18 protein-coding genes are annotated in these 15,231 nt (G+C 57.4%); 8 read left to right on the plus strand and 10 right to left on the minus strand.

What is annotated here, in order from left to right; all coding sequences use genetic code 11:
* The coding region (locus AC2FI8_RS15940) for a hypothetical protein (protein ID WP_496780105.1) at positions 1 to 182 on the plus strand (182 nt) is incomplete at its 5' end.
* An 8-nt stretch (positions 183 to 190) separates the two neighbouring features.
* Here the strand turns inward: AC2FI8_RS15940 and AC2FI8_RS15945 are convergent.
* Both AC2FI8_RS15945 and AC2FI8_RS15950 read right to left on the minus strand, forming a co-directional pair.
* A complete protein-coding gene (locus tag AC2FI8_RS15945) occupies positions 191 to 784 on the minus strand; it encodes a hypothetical protein (protein ID WP_496740310.1) in 594 nt (197 codons plus the stop codon).
* A gap of 97 nt (positions 785 to 881) precedes the next feature.
* Complete coding sequence (locus AC2FI8_RS15950; RefSeq protein ID WP_496780106.1) at positions 882 to 3,230, minus strand: DNA topoisomerase IV subunit A; 2,349 nt, start codon at positions 3,228 to 3,230, stop codon at positions 882 to 884.
* Between the two features lie 202 nt (positions 3,231 to 3,432).
* On the opposite strand from AC2FI8_RS15950, the gene AC2FI8_RS15955 reads away from it, so the two are divergent.
* The 6 genes from AC2FI8_RS15955 to AC2FI8_RS15980 all read left to right on the plus strand — a co-directional run bounded on the left by AC2FI8_RS15955 (position 3,433) and on the right by AC2FI8_RS15980 (position 7,750).
* On the plus strand, positions 3,433 to 4,044 hold the full coding sequence (locus tag AC2FI8_RS15955; RefSeq protein ID WP_496780108.1) for an SH3 domain-containing protein: 612 nt from the start codon (positions 3,433 to 3,435) through the stop codon (positions 4,042 to 4,044).
* A gap of 69 nt (positions 4,045 to 4,113) precedes the next feature.
* Positions 4,114 to 4,941: an SDR family NAD(P)-dependent oxidoreductase gene (locus tag AC2FI8_RS15960; protein ID WP_496767163.1), complete on the plus strand. Its 828-nt coding sequence runs from the start codon at positions 4,114 to 4,116 to the stop codon at positions 4,939 to 4,941.
* An 80-nt stretch (positions 4,942 to 5,021) separates the two neighbouring features.
* Positions 5,022 to 5,225 (plus strand): twin transmembrane helix small protein, encoded by a 204-nt coding sequence (locus AC2FI8_RS15965; RefSeq protein WP_058273252.1) that lies wholly within the window; start codon positions 5,022 to 5,024, stop codon positions 5,223 to 5,225.
* Positions 5,226 to 5,798, plus strand: coding sequence for a cob(I)yrinic acid a,c-diamide adenosyltransferase (locus tag AC2FI8_RS15970; RefSeq protein ID WP_058278922.1), 573 nt, complete (start codon positions 5,226 to 5,228; stop codon positions 5,796 to 5,798). It begins immediately after the preceding gene.
* Between the two features lie 264 nt (positions 5,799 to 6,062).
* Entirely contained in the window at positions 6,063 to 6,821 is a 759-nt protein-coding gene (locus AC2FI8_RS15975) for an electron transfer flavoprotein subunit beta/FixA family protein (protein WP_058278923.1), read from the plus strand.
* Positions 6,821 to 7,750, plus strand: coding sequence for an electron transfer flavoprotein subunit alpha/FixB family protein (locus AC2FI8_RS15980; protein ID WP_496737205.1), 930 nt, complete (start codon positions 6,821 to 6,823; stop codon positions 7,748 to 7,750). The genes AC2FI8_RS15975 and AC2FI8_RS15980 overlap by 1 nt, the downstream gene beginning before the upstream one ends.
* 60 nt (positions 7,751 to 7,810) lie before the next feature.
* Here AC2FI8_RS15980 and AC2FI8_RS15985 read toward each other — a convergent pair whose 3' ends face one another.
* A complete protein-coding gene (locus tag AC2FI8_RS15985) occupies positions 7,811 to 8,632 on the minus strand; it encodes a DUF6473 family protein (RefSeq protein WP_496780110.1) in 822 nt (273 codons plus the stop codon).
* Positions 8,633 to 8,794: 162 nt separating this feature from the next.
* On the opposite strand from AC2FI8_RS15985, the gene AC2FI8_RS15990 reads away from it, so the two are divergent.
* On the plus strand, positions 8,795 to 9,670 hold the full coding sequence (locus tag AC2FI8_RS15990; RefSeq protein WP_496780111.1) for a 3-hydroxybutyryl-CoA dehydrogenase: 876 nt from the start codon (positions 8,795 to 8,797) through the stop codon (positions 9,668 to 9,670).
* A 50-nt stretch (positions 9,671 to 9,720) separates the two neighbouring features.
* Here the strand turns inward: AC2FI8_RS15990 and AC2FI8_RS15995 are convergent, their stop codons facing one another.
* From AC2FI8_RS15995 to AC2FI8_RS16025, 7 genes are read right to left on the minus strand one after another with little or no spacing between them, the layout of a single operon-like run.
* Positions 9,721 to 10,620 carry a lysophospholipid acyltransferase family protein gene (locus AC2FI8_RS15995; RefSeq protein WP_496780113.1) on the minus strand — a complete coding sequence of 300 codons (900 nt, stop codon included), beginning with the start codon at positions 10,618 to 10,620 and terminating at the stop codon, positions 9,721 to 9,723.
* A gap of 39 nt (positions 10,621 to 10,659) precedes the next feature.
* Positions 10,660 to 10,929 carry an HPr family phosphocarrier protein gene (locus AC2FI8_RS16000; RefSeq protein WP_058273259.1) on the minus strand — a complete coding sequence of 90 codons (270 nt, stop codon included), beginning with the start codon at positions 10,927 to 10,929 and terminating at the stop codon, positions 10,660 to 10,662.
* Positions 10,930 to 10,946: 17 nt separating this feature from the next.
* The gene (locus AC2FI8_RS16005) at positions 10,947 to 11,339 is read right to left on the minus strand and encodes a PTS sugar transporter subunit IIA (RefSeq protein ID WP_170561187.1); all 393 of its coding nucleotides are present in this window, start codon (positions 11,337 to 11,339) and stop codon (positions 10,947 to 10,949) included.
* On the minus strand, positions 11,336 to 12,217 hold the full coding sequence (rapZ, locus tag AC2FI8_RS16010; protein WP_496780115.1) for an RNase adapter RapZ: 882 nt from the start codon (positions 12,215 to 12,217) through the stop codon (positions 11,336 to 11,338). The genes AC2FI8_RS16005 and rapZ overlap by 4 nt, the downstream gene beginning before the upstream one ends.
* Complete coding sequence (locus AC2FI8_RS16015; RefSeq protein WP_496780117.1) at positions 12,214 to 12,684, minus strand: HPr kinase/phosphorylase; 471 nt, start codon at positions 12,682 to 12,684, stop codon at positions 12,214 to 12,216. Before AC2FI8_RS16015 ends, rapZ begins: the two co-directional genes overlap by 4 nt.
* Before the next feature lie 3 nt (positions 12,685 to 12,687).
* A complete protein-coding gene (locus AC2FI8_RS16020; RefSeq protein WP_496780119.1) occupies positions 12,688 to 14,397 on the minus strand; it encodes a sensor histidine kinase in 1,710 nt (569 codons plus the stop codon).
* A 32-nt stretch (positions 14,398 to 14,429) separates the two neighbouring features.
* Positions 14,430 to 15,134, minus strand: a complete 705-nt coding sequence (locus AC2FI8_RS16025) for a response regulator transcription factor (RefSeq protein ID WP_496727077.1) — start codon at positions 15,132 to 15,134, stop codon at positions 14,430 to 14,432.
* Positions 15,135 to 15,231: the final 97 nt, after the last annotated feature.

The following is a 15,231-nucleotide window of genomic DNA, read 5'->3' on the forward strand; positions in this document are numbered from 1 at the left end:
GTCTTGCCGTGGTCAACGTGGCCAATCGTGCCGATGTTGACGTGCGGCTTATTACGCTCAAACTTTTCCTTTGCCATTCCTCAGGCGCCCTTTTGCGATTTGGGGGACCCTTAGTCCCGTGGTTACATCTGCGCGCGCGAGATATTTGGTTCAAAGGGGAAAATCAAGCACATCCTGCGTGAAAAGCTGGTTAAGACGCCGGATTTTGGGTGACCTCGACGGAATCCAGCGGCTGGATCAAGTCCGGGCGCCGGTCAAACCAGCCATTGTCCTTGTGTTCCTCGGCAAGCCATTCCTCGACACGATCGGCAACCTTGAGCGCCAGGCCATCCATTTGCTCTTCTCTGGTGCGCGAGTGACCAGATCCCGTGAGTGCACTTTCACCGGTCGTGTCTTCTAGCACCTGAAACTGTTTTCCTTTGGCCAGGAACTCTTTTTTGCGCACGTCATAGACGTTAACCAGGACAATTGCCGTGCTTTTGGGATTGTAGATCACGGGCACACCCGGAGGTGCCAACATGTAGCCTTCCAGGCTGATACCAATGTCGTATTCCTGAGCGCCCTCATATCGGCCAAGCCGAATATTCACGGCGTTCTGAATGGCGTCTTCCCACTCTTTGGGCGTCGCATCCCGCGACACCGGCCCCTGCCGGGCCTTTTCGGCAAATGCGTAGTTGACGCGCAGTTTGAATTCGCCCAGCGATTCAGGCTCTTCGTAAACCTGTGTCTGCGTGCACGCGCCCATCAGGGCCAGTCCGGTAATCAGGGTCAAAGCTCGCAACATGTTCTCGTCTCGATATGCCTGTTTTTCTTTGATCTAGCGCAACGATACCGCTTGTGCCATGCCGTATCGGCAGAAATCCACTTGCAAGCGCGCTTACTCACAAAAATTTATAGTCGCGTGGGAAACCATAAGGCGCTTTTTTCCCAACGCTGGCCCGTTTGGCCAGCCACTGTGACATGTCCGCCTCGTGCCGGGTCTTGTCGCCACCCATGGACCATTTCAGGCCCTCTTCCCAATTGAAGGTGGTGATGTCGGACAGGCCACCATCCAGTTCCAGTGTGCCCTGCCGACCGCGCGCCATGTTGTATTTCTGCAGACGTACACCCTTGCCGCGCCCCATTTCCGGCAGCTCTTCCACTGGGAACACAAGGAACTTGCCGTTCTGCGACACGACCGCGACGTGATCGCCCGAAACGGGTTTACAGATCATCGCCGTCTCGTCAGCTTTGACGTTCAGCACCTGCTTACCGTTGCGGGTCTGGGCCAGCACGTCATCCTCGGGTACCATGAAACCGTTACCCGCGTCTGACGCCACCAACAGCTTGCGCCCAGGTTTGTGGATCAGGATGTCGATGATCTGCGCCTCGTTCGGCAGGTCGACCATCAGGCGCAGCGGTTCGCCCATACCGCGCCCGCCCGGCAGATTGGCGGCGCTGAGCGTGTAGAATCGCCCGTTCGAGGCAAATACCAGCAAACGGTCAGTCGTCTCAGCGTGGAATATGAAACGCGGGCCGTCGCCGTCCTTGAACTTTAACTCGCGCTTCAGGTCGATGTGACCCGTCATGGCACGAATCCAGCCCATCTGAGAGCAGACGACCGTGATCGGTTCTTTGTCGATCATTGCCTCAAGCGGTACTTCTTCAACCTGCCCGGCCTCGGCGAACTGAGTCCGGCGGGCGCCACCTTCATAGTCTTTGCCAAAGGTCTTCTTGGTCTCTTTCAGCTGCTCGGCGATTTTGGCCCATTGCAGGGCCGGGTCAGCCAGCAAGTCTTCGAGATTGGCGCGTTCCAGCATCAATGCGTCGCGCTCACGAACTAGTTCCATCTCTTCAAGACGGCGCAAGGACCGCAGACGCATGTTGAGGATCGCATCGACCTGAACCTCGGACAATTCGCCCTCGCCCGGCTTGGGCGAGACATAGTCCGCCTCGCTGGTGGCACGGACGTGGTCGATGCCCCAATCCTCGCGCATCAGCGCAGCTTTGGGGTCGTCGTCGTAGCGGATGATGTCGATCACGCGATCCAAGTTCAGGAAGGCGACGATAAAGCCTTCCAACACCTCCAACCGGTGGTCGATCTTGGCCATACGGTGACGCGAGCGTCGCAGCAACACTTCTTGCCGGTGATCAAGGAAAGCGCGCAGCACTTCCTTCATCGAGCAGACCTTGGGCGTCACCCCGTCGATCAGCACGTTCATGTTCAGGCTAAACCGAACCTCAAGATCAGAGTTGCGATAGAGCATCCCCATCAACACCTCGGGGTCCACATTCTTGGACCGTGGTTCAAGGATCAGGCGGATATCATCGGCGGATTCGTCGCGCACATCGGCGAGGATCGGGATTTTCTTGGTCTGGATCAGCTCGGCGATCTTTTCGATCAGCTTGGATTTCTGAACCTGATACGGAATCTCGGTGACAATGATCTGCCACTGGCCGCGGCCCAGATCTTCGACCTCGAATTTGCACCGCAGGCGGAACGATCCGCGCCCGGTGCGATAGGCCTGTGCAATGTTCTCAGGTGGCTCGACGATAATGCCGCCGGTCGGGAAGTCCGGCCCCGGTACATAGTTCAGCAACGTATCATCGCGCGCATCCGGCACCTTGATCAGATGCAGGCAGGCATCACACAGCTCGGCAATATTGTGGGGCGGGATGTTCGTCGCCATTCCCACCGCGATCCCGCTGGACCCATTGGCCAACAGGTTCGGAAACTGCGCCGGCAACACGACCGGCTCGGACAGCGTGCCATCATAGTTGTCGCGGAAATCGACGGCGTCTTCGTTCAGCCCTTCAAGCAACGCTTCGGCCACGATGGTCATCCGCGCCTCGGTGTAACGTGAGGCCGCAGGGTTATCACCGTCGATGTTGCCAAAGTTACCCTGCCCGTCGACCAGCGGGTAGCGAACGTTGAAATCCTGCGCCAGACGCGCCATCGCGTCATAAATCGCGGCATCGCCATGCGGGTGATAGTTACCCATCACGTCGCCGGAAATCTTCGCGGATTTACGGAACCCGCCCGTTGCGCTGAGTCGAAGCTCGCGCATCGCATAGAGGATTCGCCTGTGCACAGGCTTCAGCCCATCGCGCGCATCAGGCAAGGCCCGGTGCATGATGGTGGACAGCGCATAGGTCAGATAGCGTTCGCCAATCGCGCGGCGCAGCGGTTCAGCTATCTCGCCCCCATTGTTGGGGACCTCCATATTGGGGTCGTCGATCGTATCGTTCATATATGATGTGATACGCCGCAAGCGCGCGCTGGTAAAGCAATCAGCTTAGATTTTGCTGGGGACAAGTCGCGCTTTTTGCAACAGGGGGAGACAAGTCCCGGAATTCCCCCGGTTTTCGACTCGGACCGCGAAATATGGTAGGCTGTCTTCATTAGACTGCTGCCAATTTCTTGTACCTAACGATTGACCTGGGGGATGCGCCATGACGCGCCTTATTATTTTGACTTTCACTGCACTTGGCTGGTGTTTTTACGTTATGAGCGGCGGACCAGATTTCGAGCCGCGCGGCTTGCGAAGCGATCAACCTGTGCGCGTTGCCTCTGTATCCCAGCCTGCGGCAGTAGCACCCGCTCGGGTTGAAGAACTTGTGACCAATGTGGCCGTACGGGCACCATCGGTGCGTGCACAACCCCAACCTGAAACCGAAGAGATCGTGCAGATCGTGGCCGAACCCGCCAGCCTTCAATCTCTGTCCGGCATCTCGGTGTTCGATGATCAGAGCGCAAACATCACGCTTGCTTCGTTGGAAGACGGTGTAGCGGGTTTGCGTCAGACCGATGAAGCGCCCCTGCCGGAAACATCAGAGGCCGCGGCGATTCCCGAACCTGAAAAAGACATCCGCGAAATCTCAGGAACGCGGGTGAACATGCGCGATGGGCCCGGCACCATATACCCAATTGTCGGCAAAGCGGCCATCGGACAAAAGGTCGAAGTACTGAGCGATTCCGGAACCGGCTGGCTGCGCCTGCGCGTGTTGCCCGCGCAACAGGTTGGTTGGATTTCCGCCTCACTGGTTCGAAAAGTTCAAAACTGACGCTGCACCGTCATTGTCCTGCCCCGTACCTCGCAATAGTTATGACCTGAATTGAGGGTCAGGAAGATCATGCAGAAAACCATTCTTATCACCGGCTGCTCGTCCGGCATCGGTCTGGACGCGGCACACGGTATGCGTGCGCGCGGCTGGCGTGTCTTTGCATCCTGCCGCCAGCAGCGCGATTGCGACCGGCTGCGCGCGCAAGGCTTTGAAAGCCCGCGCATCGACTATACCGACGCCGCAAGTATCGCCTCGGGCCTGACCGAAGTGCTTGAGGCCACCGGAGGCACCCTGGATGCGCTGTTCAACAACGGAGCGCACGGCTTGCCCGGCGCAGTTGAAGATCTGCCGACCGAAGGGCTCCGTGTGATATTCGAGGCCAACTTTTTTGGTTGGCATGAACTCACCCGACTGGTGATTCCAGTCATGCGCGCGCAAGGACATGGGCGAATCGTTCAGAATTCGTCGGTTCTGGGCCTGGTGGCCTTCCCATGGCGCGGCGCATATGTCGCCACAAAATATGCCATTGAAGGCCTTACCGACACGCTGCGTCTGGAACTTGCCGGAACGAACATCAAGGCCATTCTGATCGAACCCGGCCCAATCACGTCGAAAATCCGCGAGAATTCGATCCCCTTCTTTGAACGTTTCATCAACTGGGAGAACTCGGCCCTGCGCGAAAAATACGAGGCTTCTCTGTTGAAAAGACTGTACGAATCCTCAGGCCCGGATCGTTTCGAACTGCCTGCATCAGCGGTGACCGACAAGCTGGCCCATGCGGTTGGATCAAAAAGGCCGCGCGCGCGCTACTATGTCACCACGCCAACCTACATCGCCGGGTATCTGCGCCGCCTTTTGCCCACCCGCACCATCGACCGCATTCTGTCGGACGTCTGAGGCGAAATTACCCGTTCGCTTTTCATGTACATGAGGCTAGATGATAGCCTAACGAAACAAGAAACGCGGACGGTGTGCTTATGGACCTTTTGATGGTCATTTTGCTGTTGGCCATGGCGGCGGTCGTCGTCGTGCTGGCGATCGGCATCTCCAATTTCGGCAAAAGCGGCAAAGCTGCTGCGATGAAAAGCAACAAGATGATGCGCCTTCGCATCCTGTTCCAGTTCATTGCCGTGGTGCTGATCGTGCTCTACGTCTACCTGCGCGGACAAGGAGCTCAATAAATGGTCGTTCTGAACAAGATTTACACCCGCACCGGCGATGATGGAAAAACTGCGCTGGGCAACGGCGAACGGGTCGCCAAGTATTCTGGTCGCGTGGCCGCGTATGGGACCGTTGACGAACTGAACGCTTTTGTTGGCGTTGCTCGGACCGAGGCGGAAGGCGACGTCGATGCCGCCCTGGCGCGCATTCAAAACGACCTGTTCGATCTGGGCGCAGATTTCTGTCGCCCCGACATGGAAAAAGACGCCGAGGCGGACTACCCGCCCCTGCGCATCGTTGCATCTCAGATCGATCGGTTGGAGGCGGAGATTGACGTGATGAACGAAACGCTAGAGCCGCTGCGCAGCTTCATCTTGCCCGGCGGGTCGCGTCTGGCAGCGAATCTGCATGTCTGCAGAACCGTATCCCGCCGCGCCGAACGTCTGGCGGTCGAGCTGACCAACATGGAACCCGTGAATGCAGTCGCGGTAAAATACCTCAACCGTCTGAGTGACTGGTTTTTTGTCGCCGCCCGCTGCGCCAACGAAAACGGCACTGCGGACGTTTTGTGGGTACCAGGCGCGAACCGCTGAAGGCGACGCGGGATCCGGCGAACCCTGCACCGACCAACAAAGCAAATCTCCAGCCAAACGGGTGGGGCCCAAAGCTCTGGCACCGGCCACCAAAGCAATAAAATTTCACGCCGTTGCGTCAAAATACATGAAACGCGACGTCTCAAGTTCATGACGTGACGATTTTGCCCTGTTGCAGCGTGAACTGAGACGCTATTCAGTCCCCCGAGAGCATTGGTGGAGTCGCTTCGCGGCTTACCGTTTTTTGTGAGGAGCAAGCGCAAAATGAAGGTACTCGTGCCTGTCAAACGCGTGATTGACTATAATGTGAAAGTTCGCGTGAAAGCGGACGGTAGCGGTGTTGATCTCGCCAATGTCAAAATGTCGATGAACCCGTTCGACGAAATCGCTGTGGAAGAAGCGATTCGCCTGAAAGAAGCAGGCAAGGCTGACGAAATCGTTGCGGTTTCGATTGGCGTCAAGCAATCGCAGGAAACCCTGCGCACCGCACTGGCCATGGGCGCTGACCGCGCCATTCTGGTTGTTGCCGCCGATGACGTCCATCAAGACATCGAACCGCTGGCCGTTGCCAAGATCCTGGCCAAAGTGGTCGAGGAAGAGCAACCCGGCATCGTTTTGGCTGGTAAGCAAGCGATCGACAACGACATGAACGCTACCGGTCAGATGCTGTCGGCCCTGCTGGGCTGGTCGCAAGGCACCTTCGCGTCCGAGCTGGACATCGAAGGCGACAGCGCCAAGATCACCCGTGAAGTAGACGGCGGCCTGCAGACCATCAGCGTCAAGATGCCGACCATCGTCACTGTTGACCTGCGCTTGAACGAGCCGCGCTATGCGTCTCTGCCGAACATTATGAAGGCGAAGAAAAAGCCGCTGGACGAGAAAACCGCCGCCGATTACGGCGTCGACGTCACACCGCGTTTGGAAGTTGTCAAAACCGAAGAGCCGCCGGCACGTGCTGCTGGTATCGTCGTCGGCTCGGTTGATGAGCTGGTCGAGAAACTCAAAGAAGCGGGGGCTGTGTAATGGCTGTTCTTCTTCTCGCAGAAGTCAACAACGGCGAACTGGCGATGGACGCCACCGCCAAGGCTGTCACTGCCGCAAAGGCACTGGGTGACATCACCGTTTTGGCCGCGGGCGGTTCTGCCGCTGCTGCCGGTGAAGCCGCCGCCAAAATCGACGGTGTGTCCAAGGTACTGGTTGCCGAAGACGCCTCGCTGGGTCACCGCCTGGCTGAGTCGACCGCGGCCCTGATCGTCGGTCTGGCTGATGGCTATGAGCACATCGTTGCGCCTGCCACCACCGACGCCAAGAACGTGATGCCGCGCGTTGCAGCCCTGCTGGACGCGATGGTGATCTCGGATGCATCCGGCGTGGTTGACGGCTCGACTTTTGAGCGTCCGATCTACGCGGGCAACGCGATCCAGACCGTGAAATCGAACGACGCCAAGAAAGTCGTCACCTTCCGTACCGCGTCCTTTGACGCGGCTGGCGAAGGCGGCTCGGCCGCAGTCGAGACCATCTCGGTCGGCGAAAACCCGGGCCTGTCTTCGTGGGTCGAGGACAAAGTTGCCGCGAGCGACCGTCCGGAACTGACTTCGGCTGGCGTTGTTGTCTCGGGCGGCCGTGGTGTCGGCTCTGAAGAGGACTTCAAACTGATCGAAGGTCTGGCTGACAAGCTGGGCGCCGCTGTTGGCGCATCGCGCGCCGCCGTGGACTCGGGCTATGCACCGAACGACTGGCAGGTCGGTCAGACCGGTAAGGTAGTTGCACCCGACCTCTATGTCGCGATCGGCATTTCGGGCGCGATTCAGCACTTGGCTGGTATGAAAGACTCGAAAGTCATCGTTGCGATCAACAAAGACGAAGAAGCGCCGATCTTCCAGGTTGCGGATTTCGGACTGGTTGCAGATCTGTTCCAGGCCGTGCCTGAACTGACCGAGAAACTCGGCTAACCGCTGGCCTAGCTTTTTCATCGCGAATTTTGGAAAGGCCCGCCAATTGGCGGGCCTTTTTTAATGCAAATTGCGTATAGGCCCCATCAAAGCTGCCGCAATCGCCCGATGGGCAGCTGGGCCAATCATGTGCTCTGCCATTGGCTGTTGCAGTGTGCCGAACAACATATCCTCGATCTCATCAGACTGGCCGCACACATGTGTTTTGACGTCGACGATATCCGCGCAGGGTTTGCCAACGGTTTTGATCATCTGATCCGTTACGCCGACATTAGCGCTGTCAATATGATGCGCGCCCAGTTCTCCTCGAAAGACGTGTAGGCGCAAGAGGATCACCGGACTTTCCAGGCTTTGAAGAAATTTACCGATCTTCCGAACCCAGTTTCGGCGCAATTCGTCCAGAACAACTTCGATGCGTGCGTCGCGAACCTTTTCCAGGCAGCTCATCAGGTGGCGAACGAAATGAACCTCGGTGAAGTCGATTTCGGGATACAGGCTGATCAAATCCTTCGTTGGCGCCAGAAATCGGTCATTGCGCCTGGAATGAACGCGATAGAAATGGTTGGACTGTCCAAGAAGCCCTGGCGCCTGCATGACGCACAGATCTGCGCCTCTTAGCAAATTGCACAACCCCATGTCATCGCACAACGCGTCAACGCCGCTGAACAGGCATCCAAAGTTCAGAACGCGTCTTTCAAGCCGGTCTTCGAGAATAGCTGAAAATGGTTGGTCGACGAATCGCCCAAATGTCTCATCCCCGCCGACGCAGGCCGCGTAAGGTTGATCCAGAACACGCCGAGCGCCACGAAACCACAGCCGCGATCCGTCATATTGGCATACCTCATGCCCGGGTCCCCCCGAGCCTGTTTGATAATAGCTCATATCACTCACCCATTTTTCACCCGGTTGCCATCTTGCAGCCGCAAGTCTTGAGAAAATCCTAATGTGCGCATTTGAAGCAAAATCGATCGGTCTGATCCCCTTGCCGCCCGCCCCGATCTGTCGATACTGTCGCCATATCTCGAGACACAAAGGCACCTGAACATGGATGTAAAATCGGTCGGAGTGATTGGCGCAGGTCAGATGGGCAATGGCATTGCTCATGTTCTGGCGCTGGCAGAGTATGACGTTCTGCTGAACGATGTCTCGCAGGACGCGCTGGACAGCGCCGTGGCGACGATTGAAGGCAATCTGGCCCGACAGGCATCAAAAGGCAAAATCTCGGACGAAATGATGCAAGCCACGCTGAGCCGGATCAACACGACGTTGGAGCTGCCCCAGTTGGGTCAGACCGATCTGGTGATCGAAGCCGCGACCGAGCGGGAAGCAATCAAACAGGCGATTTTCGAAGACCTGCAGCCGCATCTTCTACCCCATACGATTCTGACATCCAACACGTCCTCAATCTCGATTACCCGCCTGGCCAGCCGAACGGATCGGCCCGAACGCTTCATGGGGTTCCACTTTATGAACCCGGTGCCCGTGATGCAGCTGGTCGAGCTGATCCGGGGGATTGCCACGGATGAAGAGACGTTCAACTCGTGTAAAGCGGTTGTGGACCGGCTTGGTAAAACCGCAGCAAGCGCGGAAGACTTCCCGGCCTTCATCGTGAATCGCATCCTGATGCCGATGATCAATGAGGCCGTATATACTCTTTACGAAGGGGTCGGCAGCGTGCAGTCGATTGATCAATCGATGCGGCTAGGCGCAAACCATCCGATGGGCCCGCTGGAACTGGCTGATTTCATTGGGCTGGACACATGTCTGGCGATTATGAACGTGTTGCACGACGGGTTGGCAGACACCAAGTATCGGCCCTGCCCACTGCTGACAAAATACGTCGAAGCCGGCTGGCTTGGCCGTAAGACCGAACGCGGGTTTTATGATTACAGAGGTGAAACACCGGTCCCAACGCGCTAAAGGGGCCCAGCCCCCTCGCCCGGGATATTATGAGCCAAATGAAGAGCGGATCAGGAATCGCGTGATTTACCAAGCGCCATTGTGCGTTTTCTGAGCCACGCCATGAAACCGCGCGGATCACTTTCCAGCAGCTTCATATCCTCGTCCGAAATCGGCTCGCCAATCACCGGAGATTGCGGCTTGTTGCAAGAGCGTACGATTTCATGCAGCAGCAGCCCCTGTCTTAGGATCGGCGACAGCTTGTTGGCAATCTGATAGGCGCGTGAATTGCTGCCCGGAAAGAAGATCGGAACCACCTGCGCGCCGGATCGGCGGATCATTTTGGCGGTAAACACATTCCATTCCTGCTCTTGCGCAGGACCGAACCAGTCGTCCGAGGACATCACCACACCTGACGGGAACAGAGCAACAACGCCACCTTCCTTCAGGTGTTCCATCGCCTTGCCGCGCATCTCAAGCATTTTGGTTTGCGCTTCGGGGTCGTGTGGAAAGGGAACCGGGATCATGAACGAGGTCGCCGCCTCGTCCAACCCGGTCAGGACAGAACGGGTCAGGATACGATAGTCATTGCGAACCTGTCCGATCAGTTCCGCCAGAATCATACCGTCGACCATGCCATGCGGGTGGTTGGCCACGACAACTACGGGTCCGGTTTTCGGGATATTTGCAAACTGTTCCTTCGGAGTAGTGAGGTTGATGCCCATAACCTCAAGCGCGCCGCCCCAGAACCGCTGGCCGCGATAGTATTCGTTCTTCTTCTCGAACTTGTTGACCATCCGCAGGATAGTCAGCTTACCCGTACACCATTCAATGGCGCGGATGGCTGTAGACGTCCAGACATCGTCGAAGGAGTTCGCGTAGGTCAGGGTTCTGCGATCATAGATTTCGCCCTGATCTTCTGCCCCGTCCACCACCGGGCCTGTCTTGGTCTCGTGCGTCGTTTGCGCCAATTCCTGGTTTTCCCGTTCTTCGTATCGCGACTGGCAGGATCAGAACCCTTCCCCGAACTTTCCGTTCACAAGGGTTTCTAATGCATCCGCCAACGCCTCAGCATCCGGTCCGGACGTCTCGACGTCAATAGTCGTTCCGCGAGACGCTGCCAACATCAAAAGACCCATGATGCTGTCCCCTGATGCAGAAAGCCCGTCTTTGGACACCTCTGCCTGGGCGTCAAACCCCTCGACCACTTCGACCAGCTTAGCCGAGGCGCGGGCGTGCAGGCCTTTTTCATTGATTATTTTCAAGCTTCGGTTGGTCATTCTTAATCAATCCGGTCTTAATCCAACGTCACGTTTTGGGCATTGATATACTTGCGTCCAGCCTCCATAGCCCGCCGAACCGCATCCCCGATCGGCAGGTGGCGACTTTTGGCCAATTTTATCAGCATAGGCAGATTTGCACCGTAGAGGATACGGCGGTCCTGCGGGGTGCAGGCCTTCAGACTCAGATTCGACGGGCTGCCGCCAAACAGATCCGTGACAACAACCACGCCGTCGCCGACATCCACACCGTCAGCGGCGGTGCAGATTTCCGACTGCTTGGCTTCCCGGTCGTGGTCAGCCTCGATCGAGATTGCGGCCAGGCCCGGTTGCTTTCCGACAACATGCTGCATTGCGGCCAGATATTCCTGAGCCAGCCCGCCATGTGCTACGAGTACGATCCCGATCAATCCGGCCTCTCATTCAACGATCGACGTTCCATTTCGCGGTGCCTAATTGCCACTTGCTGCCCCTCCTGTGCAAGGGCCTTTGCGACCGCTTCTGCGGTTGCGACCGATCTGTGTTGCCCTCCGGTACACCCAAATGCCACCGAAAGGTGCGCTTTGCCTTCGGCGCGGTAAGCGGGCAACAACAATTTCAGCAGATCGACAACGCGGTCGAAAAACGGCGCGTAATTCGCGTCAGACTGTACATAGCGCGCCACGTCCGGGTTTCGACCATCTTCGGCCCGCAATTCCAGACGCCAATAGGGGTTGGCCAGAAACCTGCAGTCAAAAACCATGTCCAACCCATGCGGCAAGCCGCGTTTGTACGAAAAAGACTCGATGGATACCGCCAGATGTCGGCCGCCTTCTGGAGCGAACCAATGCTCGACCTCCTTGCGCAACTGGTGAACGTTGATCTGGCTGGTGTCGATCAGAATGTCGGCAATTTCACGGATCGGGGCCAACAGCTCTTTTTCCTGCAGCACACCGGCTTCAGGACCTGCATCGGCCGCAACGGGATGGCGTCTTCGGGTTTCCGAGAACCGCTGCAGCAGCACTTCGTTTCGGCAATCAAGATAGAGAACCGTAAGCTCGACCTGCTCGGTCCGCCGCAGCCGCATAACAAGATCAATGAACCCAATGGTCGAGAAATCGCGATTTCGGGCATCGATGCCCAATGCCATGGGCCGATCGTTTTCCGGACCGTCCAACAAGCGCATCAAAAGGCCCATCGGCAAATTGTCGATGGCCTCGAACCCCAAATCTTCAAGCACACGGATCGCCGTCGTCCGCCCAGCGCCCGAAGGACCGGTGATCAAAACGATCCGCCGCTGTTGTTTCATTTTCTGGGCCATTCCGGGTTTACGCGCCCCATTTTCATCAGTTGCATCAATGCTGAAGCAAAATTGGGGACGCCGCTACCGCGAAGCAAGGGGATTGTTTGCCTCAGGGCTCGGATCGAGATCGGATCTGGCAAACGTGCTTCTTCCCTTTGGTCCAGATCCACCACATATCGCAAATCCACGGGTCCCACCGGTGATGCGTGTAGCAACCCGATGCCGCGGGCCTCAACAACGCCGCGGATATTCGGGGCCGCATCAGCGGTCACTTCACCGCCGCTATTGTGTAAAGCCACGCGGTCATCACCGACAAGTTCGGCACCCAGCGCCATCATCTGCAAGACCAGCGCGGATTTTCCCGCCCCTGCCGCGCCAACAATCAGCAGACCGCGCCCGCCGACAGCCACACAACTGGCGTGGAGTATGGCACTGTCCTGTTCTTCCAAATCATAAATTGACGGGGCGTTCATAATTTACACAGGCAACCCGACAACAAATCGCGCACCCAGCGGGTCCGAGGTGATATCAGCGTCGGTTGGTCGGATGTTTTCGGCCCAGATCACACCACCATGTGCTTCGACAATCTGCTTTGAGATTGCCAGCCCCAGGCCCGAGTTGTTTCCAAAGTGCTCGGCGGGACGCTCGGAATAGAACCTTTTGAAGACCTTGGTCAGGGCCTGTTCAGGAATGCCTGGGCCGGTGTCTTCTACCACGACCAGCACCCTGTTTTCGCGCCGTCGGACCCAGACACGGATCGCATCGCTGTCCTCGCAGAACGAGGTGGCATTGGTAATCAGGTTGACAAAGACCTGCGCCAGTCGCGCCTCCAGCCCGTTGATTATGATCGGATTGGACGGCAGATCGGTTATATAGTCGATGCCCTTAGCCCGCGCATCTTCACCCAGATACTGGCTGATATTGCCAACCAGCTTCACCAGATCAAACGGCTGTTCTTCTTCCTTGACCAGTTCGGCATCCAGACGGGACGCGTTCGAGATATCGCTGACCAGACGGTCCAGACGGCGAACATCATGTTCGATCACACCCATCAGCTTTTCACGTTGGTCATCGCGTTTGACCATTCGTAACGTGCCCACGGCAGACTGAAGGCTGGCCAGAGGGTTCTTGATCTCATGCGCGACATCAGCGGCGAACTGTTCGTTCGCGTCAATTCGGTTATAAAGCGCGGTGACCATACCCCGCAGCGCGCGGCTGAGCAGACCGATTTCATCCGGACGCGCGGTCAGGTCTGGGATGCGGATACGGCCGGGGTTCACTCCGGCGCCCCGGTCCTTACCCAGTTCGGCGGCCGCCGCAAGATCCGCCAACGGGTTTGCGATGGTTGAGGCGAGAACAAGGCTTAGTCCGATCGACACAAGAAGCGCGACGACAAACATCTGAAGGATGCGCTCCTGCTCGCGACGGGCGAGGGCGTCAATCTCTCCGGATGGCCCGGCCATGGCAACGGCCCCTACCGCGACGCCATCTTGCAGGATCGGGGCGGCTGCAACAATGACCGTTTCGCCAAAGTCATCCTTGACGGCCTGCACCTGCATCTGCCCCTGCAGCGCGCCGGGAACTATGGTCTGTACCCGTTGCGCCAGGGTAGGCGCTTCGCTGGGTTCTGTGGCGGAGAACACACGCGACAAGCCCGTCCACACGGCGTTCAAGGCGTCGCTGATCAAGGTACTGCCGGTCTGAACCTCGGACTCGGACGCCAACAGCGCCTGCTCGGATGCTGCGCCACGCGCCCATCCAATCAGAGTTCCCCGTTCGTCATAGACAAAGACCTCGCCCCCTTGGGGCAATGTAAGGCCCTCCAGCGTGTCCTTTACGTCCAGTGTGCCGGCATCCTGTGACAGGCCGGATGCTGTCTGGCGCAACTGTGCTTCGAACACGTTGCTGACCAACTGCGCATCCCCGATCAGATTGCGCGCGGTCTGCTGAACCTGCTCATCACGGGAATCGTCCAGATACAGCAACCCGGTGACAAGGATCACCAAGGCGATCAGGTTGAGCGTGATGATCTTGCGCGCAAGCGGCGAGCCGCGCATTGCAAACAAGCCGCGGCGGCGGCGCGCGTGCCGAAGTTCGGCTGACTCGGGATCCTGCGGGATGACCCAATCATCCCCCAGAACGACATCACCGTCCCGCAATTCGCTGGCTTGTTCCGTATCGCGCACGAGACTTGGTTACCCCTAGTTTTTGGCCACGCCTATTCTTCGTTGTACCTGTACCCAATTCCGTACAGTGTTTCGATCGCCGAAAACTCAGGATCTGCGGCGCGCATTTTCTTGCGCAGTCGCTTGATGTGGCTGTCGATCGTGCGATCATCCACATAGACCTGATCATCATAGGCTACATCCATCAGCTGATCGCGGCTTTTGACAAAGCCCGGTCGCTGAGCCAACGCTTGCAACAACAGAAACTCAGTTACGGTCAAAGAAACGTCCGAGCCCTTCCAGCTGACCGCATGGCGCAGAGGATCCATCCGCAGATCGCCGCGTTCCATAACCTTGGCGTCACCTGTGTTGGCGGTTGCCACATCGCCAGTTGTCGCCTCTTGCCGGCGCAGCAGCGCGCGGATGCGTTCAACCAGAAGACGCTGGGAAAAGGGTTTCTTGACGTAGTCGTCCGCGCCCATGCGCAGGCCAAGAACCTCATCTATTTCGTCATCTTTGGAGGTAAGGAATATCACCGGCATCTGAGTTTTCTGCCGCAGCCGCTGCAACAGATCCATCCCATCCATCCGCGGCATCTTAATATCCAGAACAGCCATATCAGGCAGTTTCTTGTTGAAAGCGTCCAGCGCCGCCTGCCCATCATTATAAGTTTCAACCTCGAACCCTTCGGCTTCGAGTGTCATGGATACGGACGTCAGAATATTTCTGTCGTCGTCCACCAATGCAATCTTCGACATCGGGTTAACCCCTATTCCTGCTCACTCACGCAATAATTCGCTTATTAGTAGGGCATCTTTGTCGTTTTTATGGCCGCGAATCAATCCGTATCTGCGA

This window comes from Ruegeria sp. CDSB029 (assembly GCF_059611125.1).